Genomic DNA, 24,205 nt, shown 5'->3' with positions numbered 1-24,205 from the left:
ACTCCTCACAGATTTAGCCTCAAGCTTTAGTTTTTCTAAACTCTTAGCTTTGGTACAAAGATTTCATTCTTTTTTATTGCCTGTATCGATGTCAAAAGACAACCTGTCAAAGATCAGTGCAAATATTGGTGGCTAATCCCCAAAAAGCTATAGCTGTGGCGGCGCTTTGCGCCACCACAGCTATAGCTTTTAAAACCCAGAAGAGCATACCCGCCCGCGCGGCGGGCGGTATGCTCTTCTAGGTTTTAAGTTTACTTATGCCAAGCTACTTATATAAAATCTATAGACGAAATTCCTGCCAATCTTTATGGACTTGTTGGCTGTAGGTCTTCGCATATTCCATCATTTCCGTTTTCCATTTTGATTTACTGGCGAAATTAATTAACTCATCGGCGATCGCCGATCCTTGTTGTCCGCTACTGCGGAGATGCGACCAAGCCACCACTTCACCTAAAGCCCGCATCAATTCCTTGGACTCCTCCAAATTATCATCCCATTTCGTGATTTTTAAATGGTCGGTGGGACTTAGGGTAGACTGAAGTTCCCGCAATACAAAGGAATCAGTCCCATTAACAATCGTATTAAGAAAGGCGATGGTGATGGCTTGCGATCGCCTTTGGATCGAGACAATGCGATCGGCTTGATTTGCCCATTTTGGTTGTTCCCAAATGGTGGTATAGGGAGCGAGAGAAGAAGGTAGAGATTTTTTCAGATCGAGTAGATAATTCCCATCGGGCGATCCTTTGCCTTCCACCAGTAAAACATAGCGCTCGACCCCTAAACTTCCCTTCCCCGCAATGCGTTGGGCAACATCCAATAATTTAAAAAACTGCGGATTGGATTGTTGAGCCGCAAAGGTTTCCATGAAACCTTGCACTTTTTGCTTCTGTTCGTCAGAAACTGCTAAAGCCTTTTTGTTATCAATTTTAATCGAGCGTTTCTGCTTGTCCTTGCTCAGTTCCGTTCGCTCCTCAAGTAACTCCTTCCGCTTCACCTCAGTTTTGCGAGACAGCATGTCTTTGATAACCTGAGGCGCTGTATCATCTCCCATCCAATAGGCTTTACCTTTAGCAACAGTTTGACTATAGGAATCAATAATTTGCTGGCAGAGCTTTTCGGCAAGATCTTGTCCGATAGCAAAGGTTTCCGTAGCCACAAAAATACTGGTCAGCAATCGGGCAATTTCCCAAGTGCATGGGGCTAAAACCGCCTCATCGAAGTCGTTAACATCAAAATAAACGCGACGATTACTAGCTTTATAATTTCCAAAATTCTCAATATGCAGATCGCCGCAAATCCAAGTTAGTGGGGCTTTTTTGAACCAAGATGTAATGGGTAAGTCTTCATAAAAAAGATGACAGGTAGCCCGAAAGAAAACAAAGGGATTCTCGGTCTCTGACCGCATGGCCGCATATTTTGCTTCGAGCAGTTTGGGGTCTCGTGGCTGGCTGAGATTAAATTTCTCAATACGGGCGCGAATGTTTCGTTTTGCCATAAACAGTCCCTAAAACTAATGGATGTGTTCCCGAACACACCCATTAATTTATCACTTTTTGATCTGGTTTATATAGCTGCCACCATTCTTGTTAGGGACTTGCGAGAAAATAAGATACCAATCCAGATTTACCAGAATCGGTGGCGCGGCGGAGCTGCGCCACCGATTCTGGTTTTATATTTGGTACTTCATTAAATTGCAAGTCCCTTAGGACAAAAACAAAATAGTGTTGCCGCGCGGAGCGCGGCAACACTGGCGGCAGCTATACCTAATTAACTTTACTAATTCCTGAATATACATTTTCATTTACCAAGCCCAACCAAGGATCACTAGCTGGTGTCAGGAAGAGCTGATCGTAAACTCGGCGATTGAGCGCTACAAATACGGCGGGATCGCTATCCATAAATTCGCCATTGGCAAACCAGTTATGGATCTGGGCGTGAAATACATATTCATTACGAACCGTATCCTGAGCGATCGCGCGTTCAAAACTGCTTACTACCGTTGGCATGGAGGCAGTCGGCGATAATTTGCGCTGCATGATATTGAGGCTGCCTCGATCTAGGTAGACTCGGTTTTGATAAAGTCTTGCCAGTCTCGCCCAATTTTCATCGCTTAGTTTCGAGAATTGTGAAGTGGTGGTAAATTCAGCTAGAGGCTCGCCATTAGTACGACTCAAAGTCGGCAATTCAACCATAGCTTTACCTATTGTCAAACGACTCGCTAGCATGGCACTAGCCTTAGGATCGGTAACAGTCAATGGCAGCAATGGCTGTAACGGTAACCGTAACCTTGTGAGATCGGCTTGCCAATTTTCTGCGAGTTTGGCATAGCGATCGCGATGGTACTTAGTTAAAATTTCGCGGCGAAGGTCGAGATCGCCGTTAGTCCCCCGCAATGATTGAAATACCGACTCCGCACTCTTGAGATTTGTGATAAAGACTTGAGGGCTATATAGTCCTGGAACTGCATCAATCGGGCGACCTTCGCTATCCAAAATATAGTGAATGCTGTTGCCTGTGAGGGTCTGTTCTAATTTCCGCCCATCGCCAAAATCAATGGTTACCTTAGGAACGGGGCGCTCAGATTGCCAATGTAAAATGAAGCGATCGCGCAGTAATTGGGATACCGCCGCATTAGGATAAAGTGCAGTACGAAAAAAACGACTGTTCGCGCAACTAAGCTCATCATTTAGATTGCCCAACAACCGCAAAGACAAAATGGGTTTACCAGTTTCCTTGGATGCAGCTTTAGCGGTTTCTAAATCCTTATACCAATACAGCCTTGAGGCATCGCAGTCTTTTTGTTGGCAAATGGCATCTAAACTTGCGCGTAATTGGGGATTATTTGGTAGTTCGCTTTGGTAAGTCTTCCAAAATGCATCAACACCGACGTTCTTAAAATCGCGTAATTTGGCGATCGCTTCCTGTGCTGTGGCGGGGTCTTTAGAAGCAGCCTGTTGGACGAGATTTTCCAGAGTTAGTTGTTCAGCCCTAGCGGGCTGCGGTGTGGAGATCGTAGCGATCGCGATCGTACTCGCGCTCACGATTGTACTTAGTAACGCAAAACATGGGTTAGCTAGAGTTTTTCTCACAAGCACCATAAAACTTCCCTAAATTAAACAGTTTTAACCTTAGCCCTAGGAGACTCGCAACTTGGTTATTTTGTTCCAGCGGTTTCCCCTGCCACTAAATTTATCTCCAAGCTTGAGCGATCGTCAACACTTCGATAACTTTACGAATTTCTGTTCTTACATTACTTGCAACGATCCCCGCAAAGATAGACAATGTTTGCATTCAGAAAAAATATGCAAATAAAAAAGCCAAGATAATCCGAATAATTTATGAAAAACGTACTGGCTATCATTCTGGGCGGCGGACAGGGAAGCCGACTATATCCCCTCACCAAGACACGCGCTAAACCCGCAGTCCCCGTAGCAGGTAAATATCGATTAATCGATATCCCCGTAAGTAACTGTATTAACTCAGGTATTGAAAAAATTTATATCCTGACTCAGTTTAACTCGGCATCACTTAATCGGCATGTCAATCAAGCCTATCGTCCCGCTTCCTATTCTGATGGCTTTGTGGAGATTTTAGCCGCCCAACAGACACCCGATAGCCCAGACTGGTTCCAAGGTACTGCCGATGCCGTTCGTCGCTACGCATGGCTTCTAGAGTCTTGGAATGTCAGTGAGTATTTGATCTTATCGGGCGATCATTTATATAACATGGACTATGAGAAGTTTGTCCAACACCACCGTGAAACTGGTGCTGACATCACCCTATCAGTATTACCCGTCGATCAGAAAAAAGCATCAGCATTTGGGCTGTTAAAAACCGACAGCGATGGTAAGGTGATTAACTTCCTAGAAAAGCCTAAAGGCGAAGCCCTAGATGGGATGCGTGTTGATACAACTAAGCTGGGACTAGATGCGGCCGAGGCGATCGCTAATCCCTTCATAGCATCGATGGGCATCTACGTTTTTAACAAGCAAGCCATGCTAAAACTGCTCAGCGAAAATCCTGAGCATACTGATTTTGGTAAAGAAATCATTCCCGATGCCATTCATAAGTTGAACGTTCAAGCTTATCTCTATAAGGGATATTGGGAAGATATTGGAACCATCGAGTCCTTCTATCAAGCGAATCTAGAATTGACTCGTCATCCTGCGACGGGCTTTAATTTCTACGAAACCAAAAAGCCGATCTACACTCGCGCTCGTTATTTGCCTCCTAGCAAAGTCCATGACTGCAAAGTCAAAGATTCGATCATTGGTGAAGGCTGTATGCTTTACCAAGCGACCGTCACTAACTCCGTCGTCGGCATTCGGATGCATATCGATGCTAATTGTACGATCGAAGATACTCTATTAATGGGTTGTGATTTCTATCAGCCCGAAGATGAACGGAAGTCAGATCTTGAGAACCATAGAGTCCCTATGGGCATTGGTGAAAATACCGTAATCCGTCATGCGATCATTGATAAGAATGCGCGTATTGGTAAAAATGTGCAAATCATCAACAAAGATCGCGTTCAAGATGTCAATCGTGAAGATCTTGGCTATTGCATTTGTAACGGCATAGTCGTAGTCGTTAAGAATGCGGTTATACCTGACAACACCATTATCTAAAAAATCATAAAAAAAGAAGTGTCACTTTTGTGACACCTCTTTTTTGTGATATGAGTGCTTGCGCAAAATAAATTACGAAAACCTGTAAAGTTGCGCCCCTACGGGGCGCAACTTTACAGGTTTTCGTATAATACCAAATCACAAAATGGCGTAGCCATTTTGTGATTTTAAAACCCTTACTGGGTTTGGTTTTCAATTCCCAAAATTGTAGCCACACTTTTGGGAATTGGTATAACAGGCGATCGGGATATTGCTAGATCATTACCAATTCGGAACCATTGGGCGATTTGCGAACGTGGATCTGAGTAGGCAAGCGATCGGCAAGGGATTGAATATGGGTAATGACACCGATTAAGCGTTCCTGTTGGCGAAGGGATTCGAGAATTTGCGTAACGCTTTCGAGGGTTTCACTGTCGAGAGTGCCAAAACCTTCATCTAAAAATAGGCTGCCCAGTTCGATGCCCATGGATAGTTTTTCGGATAGGGCGAGAGCCATCGCAAGAGAAGCTGCAAAGGTTTCTCCCCCTGAAAGAGTCCGAATGCGACGTTTTTCTCCACCATTCCAGTTGTCAGATACCCAATAATCACCGCTTTCGATCTGGAGAATATAGCGATTATCCGAAAGCTGTTGTAACAGGATCGAAGCACGGTTAGCAAGTTCCTGTTGGAGGCTATCGAGAATATATTCTTGGAATTTATCGGATTTGAGATCTTGGGCGAGCGTGTAGAAAGTTTGCTCTTGAGCCTGTAGAGAAATTTTACGGGTTTCCAATTCTTGGGATTCTTGACGTTTGTGCTGAGCCTGTTCGAGCCATGCTTTGAGTGAAGCACGATGTTCGCTCGCCTCTTTTAATTCAAGTTCTAGTTGTTGCAGGGCTTTGCTTTGTGTGCCGATCGCCTGTTCGTCAGTATGTCGATCGCCGATCGTCTCTGCCAAAATTTGCCCACGCGTTGTTAAGTCTTGCTGTTGACGTTGATAGTTGTCGATCTCTTTTTGCCATGCTTCTATCTGCGATCGCGTAGCTTGAGCGGCAAGAAATTCTGACTCCGACAAATTAATGGATTTTAATTCTGTTTGCCAAGTTATTTCATGCTGCGATCGCTCGGAGATGACGCTATGGTAATTTTCTTGGGCTTTAGTCGCTGTTTCTTCCCGTTTGGCAAAGCTTTCCCGCGCCTGCTGGTAGGAGGTTTCGATAGTTTGTAAGCGATCGCTTAGTTCTCGCTTTGACTGTAAAACCAACTGTTGCAGCGCTGTATAACTCTGCCCATGCGTGAGTGCCTGTAAGCGTTGTTGAATTTCCTGTAATTGAGACTGTCTCAGCGATCGCTCTAGTTCGGCTTTATTATATTCAGACTGGGCTAATTGCTGGGTTGCTCGAAGTGCCTTCAGGTTGTTCTCATTAGTTTGATGCGCGATCGCGATTTCTGTTTGTGCGGTGATGAGTTTTTGATAGGTAGTTTCTTTGTTTTCGAGTGCTTGGCGCTCACGCAGAATATCGGCAGCTTGCCATGGGGTTGGGAATAGATGGTCAATCTGCGATTGGACTTGCCGAATCTGCACTTCTAATTCCGTAATTTCCCGTTCTTGCTCCCGTTGCTGCTGGTGCAAAGATTCTAAACTCGTCGTAACTTTGACGCGATCTTCATTGAGTTTTACTAGTTGTCTTTCCGCGAGATCCTTCTGAGCGATCGCCGCAGTCGTGTCAATTAGTTCCATTTCATGGCGTTCGATGACATCTTCGAGCCTGAAGAGATTATTACATACGGGACATTGGTCGCCATCGTGGAGTTCAGCACGTAAAGCATTGATATGATTGCTTTGTAAGGCTTCTAGGTTTGAGGCTTCAGCAGTTGACAAGCGATCGCTAACAGCTTGCAACTCGTGATCGGCATTAGCGATCGCTTGATGTATTCTCTCCAATTGCTGGGTCAGTTTATGGTTTTCCCCTTGCAACAATTGTAACTTTTGCTGTTGTTTGCCCAAATTATCTTGGCGCAGTTGCCACTCAGCTAAAGGCTCAGCAATTTGTCGGAGGCTAGTGAGGCGGAGGGAATCGCGATCGCCATTGCTAATCTCTGTTTCTATTTTTTGTAATTGACGCTCGGTATCGTGAAATTCTCGTTCGGCTTGCGTTAAACCTTGCCTTGATTGTTTAAGCACCTGCGATCGCTCCGCCATATTTTGCTTAGCCCGCTCCAGTTCGGCTTCGGCTTGCTGCTGTTGAATGTAAAGCGACTCGGCTAGGGCGAGATTGCGTTCTTGAGCTTCGATTTGTTTTTGAGCCTCAAGGTGATTATTGCGAAACTGTTCATAGTTCTCCTTTTGCTGTTCGAGATCTAACTTTGCCTTGGATAGATTTTGATTTGCTGTGGTTAATTCAATGAGAGTAATGTCCGCTCGCTTATTCGCAGTTTGAAATAGCGTCCAAGTTCCGACAATCGAGTTCGCTAATTGGGCATTCCGCAGTTGAGCTTCTCGGACTTTAATGGTATTAGCATTTTGCTGTAATTGCTCTAAATGCTTGGAAATAGTGCAATATTGTTGAATTTGCTCGAATAGTCTTTGTTCTGATTCTAATAACTTGCGCCCATTGCTTACCTTTGCGTCCAATTCAGGAATGCCTATTTCCAACTGTTCTAATTCCGATTGACGCTCCCGTACCTCTTCAAGCGTGGGGGCTTGCATTCCTGCCAATACTTTCTCTAAGCCTTCTCGTTCAGCTTTAAAACGGCTGGTGCGATCGCTTGCCTCCTTCCGCATTTGCTCAAAAATCTGAAATCCTGCCAACTGTCGCAAGATCTCTCGCCGCTTGTTAGCTTCACCTTTGAGAAACTCATCAAACTGTCCCTGAGGCAAAATAATCACACGGGTAAAGGTTTCAAAATCCATCCCAAGGATTTCTTCTATTTTTTGAGTCGGACATCTGTCCCATTCTTCATTAATTAACTGCTCTAATAGAAAATTCTTAACATCAGTTTTGCCACGGTTTCGCCAAGTCCGTACAGCTCGATATTCGGTCTGGCGCATCAGAAATCGAAATTCAACTTTTAACTGCGCTGCGCCTTGGCTAACTAATTCCCTTGAGGAGTTGGGCTTTTGCGCCACCTTATCGTAGAGAGCAAAAGTAATCGCGTCTAATAAAGAGGTCTTTCCTGCTCCAGTCGCCCCCGTAATCGCAAATAAATCAAGGCTAGAAAAATCTAAAACTTGACGGGAACGAAAACTAGTAAATCCTTCGACAATTAATTCAATGGGACGCATAGGTAAAACGCACAGTTAATGCGGAACTACTTATAATCATAATAACTAATTAGTCATTTAGCGAAACTACCAATGACTCCAGTAAGTGTAACGCCGCCACCCACTATCCCGACTACAGCTCATTCAGTCCAGCCTGAAGTGCTAGAGGCGATCGCCAAAGCCAAAGCCAAACCCGATATAGTCTGGGAAAAGTTACCTGCCAATTTTGTATTACCTGACGATCCTGTGGAAAGTATTGCTCAACCACTCCTTGCCGCTGCGCTCAATGAAAGCTTAGAAATCGCACAGCACATTGCTGCTGAGACGATCGTTGCCTCGAATATGGCTCTCGTAGTGAGAATCAACCAAAGAACCATCGTCAAAGCCCCCGATTGGTTTTACGTGCCGCAGGTAAATCCTGTGGGCAAAAATGTGATTCGTCGCAGCTATAGTCCCCATATTGATGGTGTAGTTCCTGCGATCGTGATGGAGTTTCTCTCTGAGGAGGAAACGGGAGAATATTCCACCCGACCTACCCATCCCTACGGCAAGATGTACTTCTACGAGCAAATACTGCAAGTTCCCATCTATGTGATTTTCGATCCTGAAGACGGACGCTTAGAAATCCGTAAACTTAGCCCTTCGGGTAAATACGAGCTCCAACCCCTGAATGAAAATGGTCGTTATTTCCTTGAATCCCTAGACCTATACCTAGGAACTTGGTACGGCACAAGACTCGATCAAACCTTCCATTGGCTGCGCTGGTGGAGTGCCGACGAGCACCTGCTGCTATGGGGATCGGAAAAAATTGCTGAAGAGCGATTATTGCTAGAAGCCGAAAAGCAAAAAGTTGAAGCCGAAAAGCAAAGGGCTGAAGCTGAAAGGCAAAAGGCTGAAGCCGAAAGGCAAAGGGCTGAAGCCGAAAAGCAAAGAGCCGATCTTGCCGAACAGGAAATTCTGCGATTACGCCAACTTTTAGCCAACCAGTAATACCAATTCCCAAAAGTGTGACTACACTTTTGGGAATTAAAAACCAAACCCAGCAAGGGTTTTAAAATCACAAAATGGCGTAGCCATTTTGTGATTTGGTATAAGTTTTCTAGACCCAAGAACTCCATGAAATTTTTTACAAGTGTTGCTTTGCAACACTTGTAAAAAATTTCATGGTTTGGATTTGAGTGTAAAGCGCTGTAAAAAAACAGAGATAAAGCCTGTAGTGCAAGCTGTGCTTGCACTACAGGCTTTAAGATCTCTTAGCTACTTATCACTAAATTCCATATACAAACTTTTGAAAGCTTCAATCACATCAGGTGACAAGTTCTTTTCCCGATCGCGATAAAAATTTTGAAACTCGGCAATCGGATCGAAGCGATCGTAGTCTTGGGGATCTGGTAACTTCGCCAATTCATTCACGATTAATTTGGGTTCCACCATTACGGCTTGAGGACATGCCTTCCGCACCCGATCAGCCAGTCCTATGGGCGGCGTATCAACGGCGATCGCAAATTTGAGATAGCCCCCATAGTCGCGATGGATTTCTAGCTGCTCGTCTAAAAGATCGATATGACATTCCACTTTTTTGAGAGGCTTTTGACAAGTAAGGGGCTGAAATTGCACCTTGGCAGGTCGTCCTGTTTCGACTTCGATGACATTAAACCCTTTTTCTTCGCCAACTTCGCCAAAGTCTACTTGAATTACCGATCCTGCATAGTAGGTTGGCGCAGCATTGGGAATTTGTTGTGGTCGATGAATATGCCCTAAGCCGACATACTGAGATTCTGAGGGAATAGATTGTCCTGCAAGACTGTAAATATCTCCGCTATAGAAAGCGGCTTCTGAACCTGCAAACTTCGCTCCCTCAATGGTCATATGCGCCATCATGACATTAACGGCATCGCTTTTAAAGCCTGTTGCCAGATCTTGAAGAATAGAAGTAACCGTAGTCTTATAGTCAGCCCTCTGCTGGAAAGCATCTAAATTCCATATATCATCGGATGTTAATAATCTTCTTTCCGAGGCAAAGGGCATGGCTGCAACGCATAGTTTGCCACTGGCGGTTTCAAGGTTTACTAATCCCCCATCTTCTGCCAATCTCGGTTTGCCTAAGGCTCTCACCCCTGCGAGGGATAGCAAATGGGCGAGGCTATCGATCCGATTGGCGGAATCATGATTTCCTGCGATCGCTACCGAAGGAATGCTCAAGCGATTGAGCTTATAGAAAAATTCATAGGCAACTCGCTCAGCATCGGTTGTGGGATTCGGCACATCAAAAATATCACCTGAGATGATCACCGCATCCACTTCATACGCTTGGGCATAGTCCAGAATTTCGTTTAGAGCAAATTCGATCTCAGGAGTGCGATCTACTCCTTTTAATTTCCTGCCCAAATGCCAATCAGAGGTATGAATTAAACGCATAGTCTTAATTTCTCAAACAAATTGGTCTTTTTCACCGATCTCTTTAATTTTAAAGGTTTTTCGATGCAGATCGCTGTACCCAAGGTTGGCGATCGCCTGTCGATGTTTAGCCGTACCATAGCCCTTATTGGTCGCCAGATCATAATCTGGATAGCTATCGGCAAGTTCAATCATTTTGCGATCGCGCCATACCTTGGCGACGATGCTCGCTGCCGCAATCGATATGGATAGAGAATCACCTTTAATTACAGTAGTTTGAGCAAGGGGTGGAATCAATTTAAAGCGTAAAAGTTGATTGCCATCGATCAAGCAGTGATCGGGTTGTGGTTGTAACTGAGCGATCGCCCTTTCCATGGCTAGCAAACTTGCCCCCAGAATATTCATGCGATCAATTTCGACCACGGACGCAGTGCCAATGGTACAGGCGATCGCAACTTCGCGAATCAGCAGATCCAGTTTTTCGCGCTTTTGTGGTGACAATTTTTTGCTGTCAGTCACACCGAGATTTTCTAAATTCGCTAATTGGGTGATCGGTAAAATTACCGCCGCCGCCACTACTTCCCCAAACAAGGCTCCCCGCCCCACCTCATCTACCCCTGCTACGGGATGATTGGCAATCTCTAGCGATCGGATCTGTTCTTTTTCCACAGGATTTCAATTAAATTATGCTCTACCGAATATCTTAGAACGTAATAAGAACGCAATGAGAACGTCATAAGAACGCAATAAGAACGTCATAAGAGCAAAATATCTAGTCAGGATTTAACACAGGACACAAACTCAAGCTAGCGATCGCCACAAATAGGGATTTTAATCGCAAATTCCGTGCCTAAGTCGGGGGTAGACATACAAGTTATTTCCCCGTGATGCTTGGCTTTCACGATCTGATAGCTAATAGACATCCCCATCCCCGTTCCTTTGCCTGCGGGTTTAGTTGTAAAAAAGGGATCGAAAATCTTCGGTTGAATTGCTTCGGGAATGCCCGAACCATTATCGGCAATATCGATTTGCACCCAACGCGAATCGATAGTCGATGTCCGAATTGTAATTTGACCTTGGCGATCGCTGTCTCCCTTGGTCGGGTGATTAGATTGCTTATGATGCTGTTCTTCTAAGGCATCGATCGCATTGGTTAAAATATTCATAAACACTTGATTGAGCTGTCCTGGATAACACTCAACTAGGGGCAAGTTGTAATCGTATTCCCTGATTATGGCGATTTCAGGACGGTCTTTTTTAGCCTTAAGGCGATGCTGTAAAATCATAATCGTATTATCTAGCCCCTCATGAATATCGGCCGCCTTACAATCCGATTCATCAATTCGAGAGAAGTTCCGCAATGACAGCACGATCTGGCGAATGCGATCGGTTCCCACCTTCATCGAGTCGATCGTTTTGATCAGATCCTTTTGTAAAAAATCTAGATCGATTTCAGCGGCTAAGGATTGGATTTCTGTACTCGAGTCGGGATATTGCTGCTGATATAGGGCGAGCAACCTGAGTAAGTCACGAGCATAATTCTGAACGTGGGGAAGATTACCGTGGATAAAGTTAACGGGATTATTAATTTCATGGGCGATACCTGCCACTAATTGACCCAAGACAGACATCTTCTCACTCTGCACCAATTGGGCTTGAGTCTGGTTCAAAACTTGCATTGTTGCTTGCAATTCTTGAGTCTGTTGTCTGAGATGAGCCTCGGATTCGCGTAGTTGCTGGGCTTGAGCCTGTGTTTGGCGTTCGCTTTCCTGTGATGCGAGGAGACGACGGTCGAAAAAGGATGTCAATAGGGCTCCTCCCAAAACGATCAGAGTGCCAATGCTCACAGTGGCAGCCAGCAAGGCTGAATTTTCAGAGTTAACTAGCATCGATCGCTCCATATCCGTCCTTGAAGTAAAAGAAGCCGCCGCTAACCCCGTGTAATGCATCGTCGGAATTGCTGCACCCATGACGATCGCACTTAAAATCTTGTGGCGAAAATGGTTTAGGGAGCGATCTTCCCTGAGCCGAAAAACGATCAATAAAGCAATGAAGGAAATAGCGATCGCAATTGCAACGGAAAAGGTCGCAACTTGTAAATCATAGGTAATGGAAGCAGGAATATGCATTGCTGCCATTCCCAGATAATGCATTGAAGCAATACCACTTCCCATTAAAAAACTTCCTCCTAATAGGGGAAGCCAAGCGAAGGGACGACTCATCACAAAAAGAGCCAATCCAGAAGCCATCACCGCTGGCAAAATAGAAGCTAAAACCATCCAGAAATTGTAGTGAATTGCGATCGGTAGGCGCAAAGCCAACATCCCGATAAAGTGCATAGACCAAATCCCAATCCCCATGGTGGCAGCACCGCAAATCAACCAACCGATTTGTGCTTGCCCTTGAGCTGCATTCACTCGCTCAGACAAATCGAGCGCTGTATAGGACGCTAATATTGCAACTAGGATCGAAATTGTAACTAGTTGTAAGTTATAGCCAGTCGTCAAGGTATAAATCATAAAATTTGCAATAAAAAATGTTTCTTATCAAAATTTAAGATGATAAAAAAGTTGAATTTTGGAGATAAATTTCGCAGATAATTCTAAAAAGAAATAGGCAAGTAACTGGGCATCTTTAAACAAACAAAGCTAAAACCTTTGGCGTATACTGCTCATGGGTTAAGGGCTTTGGGTTTTGGCATTTAATTACGCTTAGCTAGTCCCAGAAGTTATATTTTATATCAATTCTCAATTCGTCTGGTTGAGTTAATAGCTAAAAAACTTTGGTGAAATTAGCTGGAATTATTTTATCTTTAAATTTATCTTTAAATTTATCTTTAAATTAGTAGATGATCGCTTAAAAATAATTGACCTATAGAAATCCTAAATAAGTTATAACCAAAAGTCTTTAAGTAAGTGGACATAATTAAATATAAAACCCTAAAACCTGCGGCGTACGTGCAGCGTGCGCCGCAGGTTTTAGCTCTAGATTTTAATTACGCTGAGGTACTTATAGCAATTCTAAATGAGTTGTGAGAGGCTTCGACTTCGCTCAACCATCGGTATACCGATGGTTGAGCGAAGTCGAAGCCCTATTTCTTTCATGCAGCGCTTCGCGCTCAAATCCAAGCCAAGAGACTTTTTGTAAGGGTTGCGAAGCAACCCTTACAAAAAGTCTCTTGTGGTTCTTTTGATCGAAAATTGCTGTAAATGATTTAGGACAGCTTTATGAGATATTTTTGAGATTTTTTAGCTCGATCTTAGTTTTTAATAAATATCTAAACATAAGTACAATTAACACCTAGAAGATCGTACCGCCCGCTACGCGGGCGGTACGATCTCTGGTTTTGGTTTTTAATTATGCTTAGCTATTTACAAGGCATATTAGTTATGTTTGGTTTTGCTGTTCTATCTATTTTTGTCAATCTATTGATCGGGTTACTACTCATATTTTGTTTGCTTATAATAGTTAACTTCATCGTTTATAGATCCTTTAAGTTTCACAGTAATTCCCCATGGCTATGTATAGGAGTATTATGCGGGTCTTTGATTTTTACAGGGATTTTGGGCACTTTGTGGAATTGTACTCAAGGGACAAATGCCCCTTCTAATTGGTATAGGCAATTTATACAAATGCCGATTTATGGTTCTTTAGTAGGAGGCTATCTTGGTAAAGTAATTGCACAATTACTGACCAAGGAATTAGCCCAGAGATCGTTAAATTCTCGAAGATGGTTATGGACGATCGCGATCGCCATTTCGCTTTTCTCTTTCTATATATACCTATATACTGGCGCAATTAGTTATGGAAATGTAAATTAATGCCAAACTCATTGCCAAATATTCAAAATTTGCAAAATATTCAAAACATTATTGATATTCCCGTTCGGTTTGCTATCGCCGCCATCTCTTTTACCATCTGCTTAGGAACCGCAAGCAACGATCTCGCGATCGCCCAAAAGCCCCTGACTAGCAATCCCGAACGCAGCGAAGAATGCGAAATCTTGGTGGTGGGTGGTGGGTTGGCGGGTACGGCAACCGCCTACGAAGCGCTGCTAGCTGGTCGTACAGTTTGCGTCACCGAGATTACCGACTGGATTGGCGGACAAATCACCTCCCAAGGCACTTCCGCCCTAGATGAAGCTAAAAAACAACGCAATCTCTGGTTCTTTCCCCAAGGCTATATAGAATTCCGCAAGCGGATTGAACAGAACTATGGAAAATTAAATGCGGGTGAATGCTGGGTGAGCGTATCCTGTTTTATTCCCAATACGGCGCAGCAGATATTAATGGGAATGTTGCAGGAGGCTGCGCAAAAGGGCAATGGCAAACTGAAGTGGTTTCCCAATACCGTTGTCAAAAAACTGGAAATGAGTACCGATGGGAAAGAGATCGACGGTGCGATCGCCATTCAGCATAGTCCCGCTCCTAATACGCCGCCGCTAAATTCCGAACCGCTTTCACAAATTATTGAAGAGGCCTATCGTTACGAAAATTCGCCAAGATTGCAAAAACAAGTAATTCGGTTTATTCCCTTAACTAAGCCCCAGTCACAGCAATTAAAGCGACCAACCAATTGGTTTGTAATTGACTCCACGGAGACAGGCGAAATCATCGCGTTAGCCGATGTCCCCTACCGCTTGGGTATCGATCCGCGATCGCCCCTCAATCCCTCCTCGCCCGTCACCGAAAATGATGCTTACTGCACCCAAGGGTTTACCTATACCTTTGCGATGGAGCAAACTCCAGAGGCCCAACCACAGGAGAAACCTAGTTTTTACGAGCGCTACGCGCCCTATTACGGCTCCGATCCAAAGCCCAATCTTGCTAACTTCGATTCTATCTTTACCTATCGCCGCATCTGGAATGCGGAAACGGATAATCCTAAAAAAAATGCCTTTGGCGTTTCCTCAATGAAAGCAGGAGATATCTCTATGCAGAATTGGGTATGGGGCAACGATTATCGTCCGGGCACTGATAAAGATAATCTCATCTATTCTAGAGAGCAATTACAGCAATCTGGACAGTTAGCCCCGAATGGATGGATGGGGGGACTGCGCAAAGAAACCCTCCAGAGTGGTGAAGAAATTGCACTAGGTTTCTACTACTGGTTAGTAGCGGGCACTACCGACTCCCAACAGAAGAATGCATGGAAAAAGCCTTTTCCTAATCACCGCCTATTGACTGGGCTGGACTCACCCATGGGAACCTTGCATGGTCTATCTAAGTATCCATATATCAGGGAATCGCGGCGGATTATTGGTCGTCCTTCCTATGGCTATCCTGACGGATTTAGCATGTCTGAGATTGATGTATCTCAAGTTGATTTTAGAGATGAAATCTATCGCCAGCAGCTCTCACAGGAAGACTATCGCAATTTATGGAAAGCTCTCTCAGGATTGGAGGCGACCAGTGTTATCAAAAACAATACCGATCCCGATCGCATTACTCGGCGGACACGTTCGACGATTTATCCCGATGCGATCGGCATTGCCCAATACTATCTGGATTTTCATCCTTGTTTGAGTGAATATCCCGTTGAAAAGGCTGGTAATACCGAGCGATTGGGTGTTCGCAATGGTCATGGTGCTGCTTTTCCAGGACAGATTCCTCTGCGATCGCTAATTCCTCAAAAAATCGACAATCTGATCGTATCGGGCAAAAATATCGCCTATAGCTACATTGTTGCCGCAGGCTACCGCGTTCATTCCTACGAATGGTCTGTGGGAGCCGCCGCAGGAACTACCGCCTCTTTTGCTCTCTCAGAAGGAATTTTGCCCTATCAAATAATCGAAGATTTGCCGAGGGTAAATCCCCAACTTGCCAAATTGCAGCAAATACTCACCCAGAATAATAATCCGATCGCTTTTCCCGATACTTCTATTTTCAATCTTAATTGGAATGACTGGAAAATTTGGTAACTCAATCGTAAATGGTTTCATCCTCTTGTCGCCAAGCGGGATCGACAATACAAATAAATACTATGGGCTCATCCCCAATATTTTTCAGGAACTGCTTCGCATTGGGAGGAATATACAGAGCATCGCCAGATTCAATCTCGCGAACATCATCATCAATATGCATCTCGCCTCTACCACTAAGAATGTAATAGACTTCAGAAGTAGTTAAAGAATGCGGTTGCGAAGTCTCACCCACAGGCAAAATTGCATGGGCAAGGCTATAGCGCAGGTTAATATACTGTTTGTCTGGATGCAATAATTCACGCAATATCGTCGAATCACCCGCAATAAATTCTGGGCAATCTAATAATTTTTGGATCAGCATAATTGGAGCAATATAAAACAATATAAATAAGTGGCGGGGCTTAATTAAAACCCCAATAGCTGTAGCGCACGCGCAGCGTGCGCTACAGCTATTGGGGTTTTCTATTTAATTGTACCTAGCTACTTAGAACTAGGCTAAAAAACAAATAGAAAAAAGGTGGCTTTGCCACCTTCTTTCTATTTGTTTTTTATTTGATTGCTTGAACATCCTTTGTTGCAAACCCATGGGCACTTAATTCCTTGTTTAGCGCGATCGGATTCTTGACGCGATCGACAAATAAAACGCCATTAAGATGATCCATTTCATGCTGAATTACCCTCGCAAGCAATCCCTCCGCAATCATATGCTTCGGTCTACCGTCTTCATCACGATAGGATACTTCAACGCGATCGGGGCGCACAACATCGAGAAATACTTCAGGAATACTCAGACATCCCTCTTCGCCAGTAATCAAATCACCACCCGAAGACTTGATTTCGGGATTAATCATCACGAGGGCAGGCTTGCTTTCGTCTTTAAGTTCGATATCGATGACGAGCAATTGCTTGTTAATTCCGACCTGTGGTGCAGCAAGACCGATACCGTCATTGCTGTACATTGTTTGGAGCATCTCGACAATAGTCTGACGAATTTCGTCGTTTACTTTGCTAATACGTTTTGCAGGTTGACGCAATACGCGATCGCCTAGGGTATGGACTTGTAGTGGAGGATTCTTGAGTTTTTGTTTGGGAACTTTGATAGAAATTGCAGACATTGTCAGTCAGCTTGTAAATATAAGCTTGTAGTGAACTATTCATATTTTGCCACAATTTACTCCAATGCTCCTTTTAAGTAGCTAGCCATAATTAAAAACCAAAACCAGAGAGCGTACCGCCCGCGTAGCGGGCAGTACGCTCTTCTAGGTTTTAAGTTTACTTATGCCTAGCTACTTACATTAACTTCTTCGTGCTATGGCAACGTCATACCAATTCACAAAAGCGTTGTCACAGTTTCGTTAATTAAAAACTAAACCTAGTAAGGGTTTTCAAATTAAGAAATGGCGTAGCCATTTCTTAATTTTGTTATATAGCTGCCGCCAGTTTTGTTAGGATAAAATCAAAACCCCAAAGAGAGTTGCCGTGCTCCGCGCGGCAACTCTCTTTGGGGTTTTATGTCCTGATACAGTTGGCGGTAGCTATAAGAGATAGTGAGGGCAAACCAAGACCCAAAATATAAGTGGCGGTGCGAAGCACCGCCACTTATATTTTGGGTCTTGGCTAATTAGCCACAAGCAGATAATGCGACTAGATAAGCTATTTAGCCGATGTAAAAAAGTTGCTTCTTTGAGAAGCTAAAAACAGCAACATAGATGTTTCGTTAAGCCCATTTGATGCGAGATTTGAACTAACAAGTTTAGGTCTCGCTATTTTTGTTGCAATTTTTTGTAGCGATGCTTTATTCGCTTCTTTCAAAGAAGAGCGGTTCAACCAAGCTCTGGATTGAGATTATTTATTGCAAGTTAGTATAGTAACATAAGTTGGAAGATCTGGTCAGAATTTTTTGCCTTTATGGATGCAACCCTTATTCGTCAACTTGTATGGCTAGACTATCGCTTAGCTCTGGTATTTATTGCCCTGATTCCCTTTGGTATGTCGATCTGGGCTTTTCGAGGTGGCAATGAAGCCATCAAGCGATCGCTGCTTTTATACTGGCGTGTCGCAAGTCTGGTACTGATTACTATTTATTTAGCGATCGGTAGTTTAGGCATATCTTTTATCTCAGGTATTGTAGCAGCGCTTTTAATCGTTCTTGCCCTTTGGTTTTGGCAAGATTTGAACGAAGATATTGCAGCTTCCCGTAACGGTCTCAAATCTATTTATTTAGGATGGCGTTGGGCAACCACTATTTATTGCTTACTGAGTGCTGTGTTTCGCCTATTGTTTTCTAACTGTGCCTTTGTGAAGATCGAGCAAATTGGTGATATTTGTCCAATCTGGTTTGAACCTCCCCTAAGCTTTAGTAATTTATTTCACAATGGTGTGCCTGTTGAGAATTTGGCATTTATCGGCGCAGTGGGGGGGATTGTGTATGTCTTATATCTATTTTTCTTTCTCGCGTTTAGCTTACCTAAAACTGGTCGAATCGCATTTCGTGACTAGTTATTGCTATTGTTGAGCTTAACCGAAGAAGAAAAAGGCGATGCGAAGCGTCGCCTTTTTCTTCTAAGTAGGGACAGATGCATTTAATCACTGGAATTAAGGCATAAAAACTAGTTGTTATAAGGTATATATCCTAGTGAAATTGGTGCTTTGGGTTTCGATTTTTCTAAGTTTCTTTGATTTTTTCCATAGCCATCTCTTCCAGCAAATCACAGAATGAATTTATAAGCTTCTCATCAAACTCTTTTACATCACTCCATGTTTGACTATTGCAAATGATGTCGTACGCATCATAAAATGGGATATCTAAAGCAATTCTAAAAATTTCAATTGATTTAAGTTTTGAATAACCATCTAACCTCAGAAATTTGATAACTGATTCTCTATCTGTAGTCTCAGCCAACAAAATACTAATATGCTCGATAATTGCATGATGTTCATTCATAAATCGACTTCATTAAAAATTAATATCGACATATCGACTAATACGGACAAATTTCATTGCAAGGCTTTATTGTTTATTGCGATCGATAGGGATTAGAGTAGCGAACCCTTGCCCCCGTCCATAGAAGCTTTTGGCGTAAAGCCTGATAGTAGGAATATTCTTCGCGCAAGACGACAAATTGAGCCTGATGCTCCGACATCTGGATGTCAACTCTCTGTCCAGGAAAAATGGATGTGGCGATAACTCCATCAGTCCATAGTTTTAAACTAAAGTCATCGGTCGAAAGCGGCCAAATACTCACCGTTAGTTTCGGTGGAATTACGATCGCCCTGCTCGATAAACTCAACGGACAGATCGGTGTAATAGCGATCGCGTGCATTCCTGGATGCACAATGGGACCATTTGCCGCCACTGTATAGGAAGTCGAACCCGTGGGAGTAGCGACAATTAGTCCATCACCATGGTATTGATCGACCACTTCGCCAGCAATTTCCAATTCTAGGGATGCCGTAACCATGCGATCGAGAGAAGCAGGTTTCACGCACATCTCATTGAGGCATAAGAAAGGTCCGCAAGGCTGACCAAATTTTCCGCCTAAGCCCTCATCTACTGTAATCACCCTTGCCTGTAGCATCATCCTTCGCTCGATCGCAAAGAGATCGGACAGCAATCGCCGCCAAATTTCACCAGTATTTTCGCATTCCTCAATGGAATGGGTGAGAAAGCCTAAATGTCCACCGACATTAATAGCCAGAATTGGGACTCCCAGACTCGCCAAATATCGCGCAGCCCCCAAAGTTGCGCCATCTCCTCCAAGGACAACAGCAAGATCGATTTCTTGGTGCATGGATTCGAGGAATACAGGATAGGGATTATCACTGGCTCCTGTAGGTCCAATTAATACCTTGACTCCAAGTTCCTCTAACTCTTTACTACATCGTTCGGCCCATGCTTTGCCAATTTGACTACCTGACTTATAGGCAATGATTGCTTTACTAATCTTCACGATTTGCCCTCAAATTGGGGTGAATGGTTAGCAGTGGTTCCCGTCAATAATTGGGGTTGTTGGGCTTCGCTCTGCACTAACAATTATTGACTTTATCATGCCTATTTCCATGCCTATTTTCATGTCTATAGCTACCGCCAACTGTATCAGGACATAAAACCCCAAAGAGGGTTGCCGCGCTCTGCGCGGCAACCCTCTTTAGGATTTAATTTTGTTCTAACAAGACTGGTGGCAGCTATATATTCCCAAAATCATAGGAATGAAAACATGATGGCAATAAGCAATTAAGCCTAATTAAAAACTAAAACCAGAGAGCGTACCGCCCGCGTAGCGGGCGGTACGCTCTTCTAGGTTTTAAGTTTACTTATGCTTAGCCACTTATTAGCTACTTAATACGTATTAAATACATAATTTGTCTTTTTTATTGTCGTAATTGTCGTAATTGTCATGATGTTTCCTCCTGTTATGAAAATTAATGATACAAAAAACAAATTTTTGAGATAAAATTTGATATTAGATAAAATTCTTGGTGTGAAGGGTAAGTCATGAGTCAGGCAGGATTTGGCGATTCATCATCACAGGCGAGCATTAATCCATCGATTCCAGAACCGCAAACCCCGCTTCAAAGCGTATCTTCCAATGTACTGGGTGAGCCAACCACTCTGTTTAATGCTTTGCCAAGACAGGTTTTAGAGCAGGAGCTCCAGTTTTGCAATGAGCGCAGTCAGCAAGCGCAGGTTTTGCTTCGGCAGGCGCAAGAGCAGTTGCAACTGTCGCAGTTAGTGATCCAAAGGCAAGAAACCCTGACCCAAACCCTTCAATCGCGGATTGACCAACTCGAACGCGAGCTACAGGATGCCCACATAAATTGCGACGAGCTGCGCGATCGCCTCAAGCGCCAACAACACCATACTTCACAACTAAAAGCGGCTCTCGAACGCTGCCTCGACACCTCGACACCTGCTCCTAACGACATGGCACTCTCTGCCCTTGAGTCTTGGTCGGTTGCCAAGCTTGCTGATGAAAAAATTTCTCCAGTTGAAGCGATCGGTGATTCGGCATTACAAAATGTCGTCAAAATCGTACCCGCGCCTCAGCCAATTGCGCTAGATGCCTCTCAAGAAATTGACTCGGTAGTCGAGTCGGAAACCATTGATCGATCTTCGTCATTATCATCCCTGCCTCCCAAGAGTCAGCCCATTTCCCCCCTAATTGTTAGACCTCACAAAGCCTCTCAGGGATCGCCTATTGCTCCGAATTTGCCTGCATTACACGCTGTTCAAGTCTCAGAGCCTAAAGAGACAAGGACGGCTAGTTGGCGGGTCGAGTCTCAAACTGCTTCACAATCTGGACTAGATCGAAATAATATTGGTGACGCATCGCTTGCTTCGTCCTCTGCCTTGACTAATACCTCGGTCGTTTCTACTGTGGCAACGCCAAGGTTTATTCAAGCTTTGTATGGCAATCCCAATAATCTTGTGAATCCAGAAATGCAGGATTCTGAACAGCTCGCGATCGCCAATTCTAGCCGTAAAGCTGTGACTTCCCTAGCAGCCGTGCAACTGCCCCAGTTCCCACCATTGCCACGCCGATGATTGGGTTTCTCCGTGGTGCGATCGCAGCTTGTAAAGCCGCAGAGAGTTCTCGAAAAAATACGCCTTCCTATTGGCTTACCCTTGATGTGCAAGGGGTGGGCTACGATATGCAGATTACGGCTAGTGCTGCGGGTAGGTTGCCACCTGTGGGCGAAGAGACACAGGTATTTACCCATTTGATTGTCCGTGAAGATCAAATGGTCTTGTTTGGATTTCCGACTCTCGCTGAACGCGAATTGTTTCGCCAATTAATTAGTGTTTCAGGGATTGGCACTCAAGTTGGTTTGGCTTTATTAAATAGTCTCGGAATTCAAGATCTGGTTAAGGCGATCATTTCGGGCAATACGCGAGTTTTGAGCTTAACTCCCGGGGTGGGGACTAAAACTGCTGAGAGGCTTGCTTTAGAACTAAAAACAAAGCTTGCCGATGGGCGATTGGCTCAGGTTGGCACTACGCGATCGCTAGGTAGCATCTTAAGTGTGGCGCTACAAGAAGAATTAGAAATGACGTTACTAGCTCTCGGTTATACGCCTACGGAAATTAGCAATGCCCTCAATGCGATCGTGGGGTTACCAGTTCTGGCGAAAACTCAGGATATTGAGGCATGGATTAAAGAGGCGATCGCTTGGTTGTCTCGGTAAAACGGGGCATTGTTTAATGTGAATTCGGGATAATTTGAAACGGGCTTTGAGAAAGGGTTTGCGTAGCAAACCCTTTCTCAAAGCCCCAAAAGTAAAAGCCTTGCGTAGCAAGGCTTTTACTTTTGCGCTTTGGTATTATGTTGCTATAGATAATCAAGAATTGAATCCGCTACTCGGTTAATCGCTCCCTTTTCTCCTAGACTTTCTCTCACTCTGGCATATCCATCCAGCATGGTTTGCCTTGATTGAGAATTTACTAATAGTTCTAGACCGGCTTCAGCGATCGCCGAGGGAATCGCATCATTCTGAACGAACTCAGGAACTACCGATTCCATGTTTACCAAATTGACAGGGGAAATAAATGGTAACTGTAATTTCACAATATAGCGAGCGATCCAAGCGGTAATCGCACTGACCCGATAGAGAATTACTTGCGGCACATTCAGCAATGCTGTTTCCAGATTTACCGTACCAGATTTACTCAATACTAAATCTGAGGCACTGATGGCAATTTGCGATTGATCCGAAATAATCGTAGCCTGAAGGTCGTATTTCTTGAGGAGCTTTTCCACATCGAGGCGATAGCGTTCTAGGGATAGAGGCAACCAAAATTTGACATGGGGTAATTTGGTTTGGATGATTTTTGCCGCTTCAAGAATAATCGGCATTACCGATCGCAGTTCTTGGGTGCGGGATGCGGGGAGGAGCGTCACGACTAAATCATCATCGGCGATGCCCAAATGCTGACGAGCCGCAACGCGATCGGGCACCAGTGCCATGAGATCGACAAAGGGATGCCCCACCCACTGCACATTTGTTCCCTGTTTCTCGTAGTAAATAGCCTCTTGGGGAAAAATGGCTAATAATTTATCGGTAAAAGCCGCGATCGCTTTAGTATTTTTGTCATCAAAAGACCATACCCATTCTTGAGGGGCAATGTAATAGATCACAGGAATCTTCAATGTGCGTTTAGCATAGTAGCCAATTCCCTGATTGGGCATCATGTAATCGATTAATACGGCTACATCGGGAGGAGAGGTTTTGAGCCATTTTTTAGCATCCCGTTGCACCTGTAGCGTGGGCAAAATATAGGGTAGCGCCTCAACTGCGCCGATCGAGCCAATACCAACCGTATTGCCTAATATCTTTACACCCGTCGCAGCCATGCGATCGCCACCAAGTCCGACAATTTCCAACTCCATGCCTCTGAGGGCAGCCCGTTCGCGCAAGGCTTTAATCAAAATTGCCCCATGCCAGTCGCCCGATACTTCCCCCGTACTGATAAACACGCGGCGTTTTGTCTTAATTTCCGAACTAGATTCCATACTTAACTTACAGGAGCAGTTTGTGCCATAGAGTTCTATTAAAAACGATTTTAGGGTTTTCCGCGCCTCATACAGAGAAAACCCTCAAATCATTTTGAATAATGTTAAGCGGCTTGGCTTAGTTAAAAAACCGTGGCGCAAGCTGTGCTTGTGTCACAGGTTTTCATGCTGATATTTAATTCAATACTTCGGACATTTTTAGAAAATAGAGAAAAAAAGCTATTCATCGTATAAGGTGCAGATATTGAACACCAGCACCAAATGAATAGCATTAATTTCATAATACCCAGTCTACTGAGTAAACCCCAACAAAAGTTTTTGATAACGTTGTTTTCGACAATATTGGTATTGTGTGGGAAAGTAAACTTTACGAATCTGAGTCGATATAGTCAAATATCAGAACGGAGCTATCGTCGGCAATTCCAGAAATCCTTTAACTTTATCAAAGGTAACGCCGACCTGATAGAACAAGCAATACCAGCCACCGCACGTCAGATCATCG

Annotated in this window: 18 protein-coding genes; 7 read left to right on the top strand and 11 right to left on the bottom strand. The window is 44.0% G+C overall.

Annotated features, from left to right (window positions below):
* Window positions 1-280: 280 nt before the first annotated feature.
* Together PseudUWO310_RS16885 and PseudUWO310_RS16880 are read right to left on the bottom strand one after the other, a co-directional pair.
* Window positions 281-1,495 carry a DUF2252 domain-containing protein gene (locus PseudUWO310_RS16885; protein WP_142603336.1) on the bottom strand — a complete coding sequence of 405 codons (1,215 nt, stop codon included), beginning with the start codon at window positions 1,493-1,495 and terminating at the stop codon, window positions 281-283.
* Between the two features lie 268 nt (window positions 1,496-1,763).
* Window positions 1,764-3,041, bottom strand: a complete 1,278-nt coding sequence (locus PseudUWO310_RS16880) for a thioredoxin family protein (protein WP_223805718.1) — start codon at window positions 3,039-3,041, stop codon at window positions 1,764-1,766.
* 297 nt (window positions 3,042-3,338) lie between these two features.
* Here PseudUWO310_RS16880 and PseudUWO310_RS16875 point away from each other — a divergent pair, with 297 nt between their 5' ends.
* The gene (locus tag PseudUWO310_RS16875) at window positions 3,339-4,628 is read left to right on the top strand and encodes a glucose-1-phosphate adenylyltransferase (RefSeq protein WP_055077800.1); all 1,290 of its coding nucleotides are present in this window, start codon (window positions 3,339-3,341) and stop codon (window positions 4,626-4,628) included.
* A gap of 253 nt (window positions 4,629-4,881) precedes the next feature.
* Here PseudUWO310_RS16875 and PseudUWO310_RS16870 read toward each other — a convergent pair whose 3' ends face one another.
* Entirely contained in the window at window positions 4,882-7,893 is a 3,012-nt protein-coding gene (locus tag PseudUWO310_RS16870) for an AAA family ATPase (protein WP_142603332.1), read from the bottom strand.
* A gap of 72 nt (window positions 7,894-7,965) precedes the next feature.
* Between PseudUWO310_RS16870 and PseudUWO310_RS16865 the strand changes: the two genes are divergently transcribed.
* Window positions 7,966-8,862 (top strand): Uma2 family endonuclease, encoded by an 897-nt coding sequence (locus PseudUWO310_RS16865; RefSeq protein WP_142603330.1) that lies wholly within the window; start codon window positions 7,966-7,968, stop codon window positions 8,860-8,862.
* A gap of 267 nt (window positions 8,863-9,129) precedes the next feature.
* On the opposite strand, the gene PseudUWO310_RS16860 is transcribed toward PseudUWO310_RS16865, so the two are convergent.
* The 3 genes from PseudUWO310_RS16860 to PseudUWO310_RS16850 all read right to left on the bottom strand — a co-directional run bounded on the left by PseudUWO310_RS16860 (window position 9,130) and on the right by PseudUWO310_RS16850 (window position 12,788).
* A complete protein-coding gene (locus PseudUWO310_RS16860; protein WP_142603328.1) occupies window positions 9,130-10,290 on the bottom strand; it encodes an exonuclease SbcCD subunit D in 1,161 nt (386 codons plus the stop codon).
* Window positions 10,291-10,302: 12 nt separating this feature from the next.
* Window positions 10,303-10,938 (bottom strand): ribonuclease HII, encoded by a 636-nt coding sequence (locus PseudUWO310_RS16855; protein WP_142603326.1) that lies wholly within the window; start codon window positions 10,936-10,938, stop codon window positions 10,303-10,305.
* A 137-nt stretch (window positions 10,939-11,075) separates the two neighbouring features.
* Window positions 11,076-12,788: an MHYT domain-containing protein gene (locus tag PseudUWO310_RS16850; RefSeq protein ID WP_142603325.1), complete on the bottom strand. Its 1,713-nt coding sequence runs from the start codon at window positions 12,786-12,788 to the stop codon at window positions 11,076-11,078.
* 1,113 nt (window positions 12,789-13,901) lie between these two features.
* Here PseudUWO310_RS16850 and PseudUWO310_RS16845 point away from each other — a divergent pair.
* Both PseudUWO310_RS16845 and PseudUWO310_RS16840 read left to right on the top strand, forming a co-directional pair.
* Window positions 13,902-14,090 (top strand): hypothetical protein, encoded by a 189-nt coding sequence (locus tag PseudUWO310_RS16845; protein WP_142603323.1) that lies wholly within the window; start codon window positions 13,902-13,904, stop codon window positions 14,088-14,090.
* Window positions 14,090-16,189, top strand: coding sequence for an FAD-dependent oxidoreductase (locus PseudUWO310_RS16840; protein ID WP_142603321.1), 2,100 nt, complete (start codon window positions 14,090-14,092; stop codon window positions 16,187-16,189). Before PseudUWO310_RS16845 ends, PseudUWO310_RS16840 begins: the two co-directional genes overlap by 1 nt.
* 1 nt (window position 16,190) lies before the next feature.
* Here the strand turns inward: PseudUWO310_RS16840 and PseudUWO310_RS16835 are convergent, their stop codons facing one another.
* Window positions 16,191-16,553: a cupin domain-containing protein gene (locus tag PseudUWO310_RS16835; RefSeq protein ID WP_142603318.1), complete on the bottom strand. Its 363-nt coding sequence runs from the start codon at window positions 16,551-16,553 to the stop codon at window positions 16,191-16,193.
* A gap of 187 nt (window positions 16,554-16,740) precedes the next feature.
* Window positions 16,741-17,307 carry a peptide deformylase gene (gene def, locus PseudUWO310_RS16830; RefSeq protein WP_142603315.1) on the bottom strand — a complete coding sequence of 189 codons (567 nt, stop codon included), beginning with the start codon at window positions 17,305-17,307 and terminating at the stop codon, window positions 16,741-16,743.
* A gap of 793 nt (window positions 17,308-18,100) precedes the next feature.
* Between def and PseudUWO310_RS16825 the strand changes: the two genes are divergently transcribed.
* A complete protein-coding gene (locus PseudUWO310_RS16825; RefSeq protein ID WP_142603313.1) occupies window positions 18,101-18,691 on the top strand; it encodes a DUF3177 family protein in 591 nt (196 codons plus the stop codon).
* A gap of 166 nt (window positions 18,692-18,857) precedes the next feature.
* Here PseudUWO310_RS16825 and PseudUWO310_RS16820 read toward each other — a convergent pair whose 3' ends face one another.
* The gene (locus PseudUWO310_RS16820; protein WP_142603311.1) at window positions 18,858-19,136 is read right to left on the bottom strand and encodes a hypothetical protein; all 279 of its coding nucleotides are present in this window, start codon (window positions 19,134-19,136) and stop codon (window positions 18,858-18,860) included.
* Between the two features lie 73 nt (window positions 19,137-19,209).
* A complete protein-coding gene (locus PseudUWO310_RS16815) occupies window positions 19,210-20,142 on the bottom strand; it encodes an NAD(+) kinase (protein WP_142603310.1) in 933 nt (310 codons plus the stop codon).
* A gap of 545 nt (window positions 20,143-20,687) precedes the next feature.
* Here PseudUWO310_RS16815 and PseudUWO310_RS16810 point away from each other — a divergent pair.
* Window positions 20,688-21,737, top strand: coding sequence for a hypothetical protein (locus tag PseudUWO310_RS16810; protein ID WP_142603308.1), 1,050 nt, complete (start codon window positions 20,688-20,690; stop codon window positions 21,735-21,737).
* Entirely contained in the window at window positions 21,734-22,378 is a 645-nt protein-coding gene (gene ruvA, locus PseudUWO310_RS16805; protein WP_142603306.1) for a Holliday junction branch migration protein RuvA, read from the top strand. The genes PseudUWO310_RS16810 and ruvA overlap by 4 nt, the downstream gene beginning before the upstream one ends.
* A gap of 143 nt (window positions 22,379-22,521) precedes the next feature.
* On the opposite strand, the gene lpxB is transcribed toward ruvA, so the two are convergent.
* A complete protein-coding gene (lpxB, locus tag PseudUWO310_RS16800) occupies window positions 22,522-23,703 on the bottom strand; it encodes a lipid-A-disaccharide synthase (RefSeq protein ID WP_190316060.1) in 1,182 nt (393 codons plus the stop codon).
* Window positions 23,704-24,205: the final 502 nt, after the last annotated feature.

This window comes from Pseudanabaena sp. UWO310, assembly GCF_006861605.1.
Lineage (GTDB): Bacteria > Cyanobacteriota > Cyanobacteriia > Pseudanabaenales > Pseudanabaenaceae > Pseudanabaena.
Note: the sequence above shows the minus strand (reverse complement) of the source record. Positions and strands in the feature narration are given on the sequence as shown.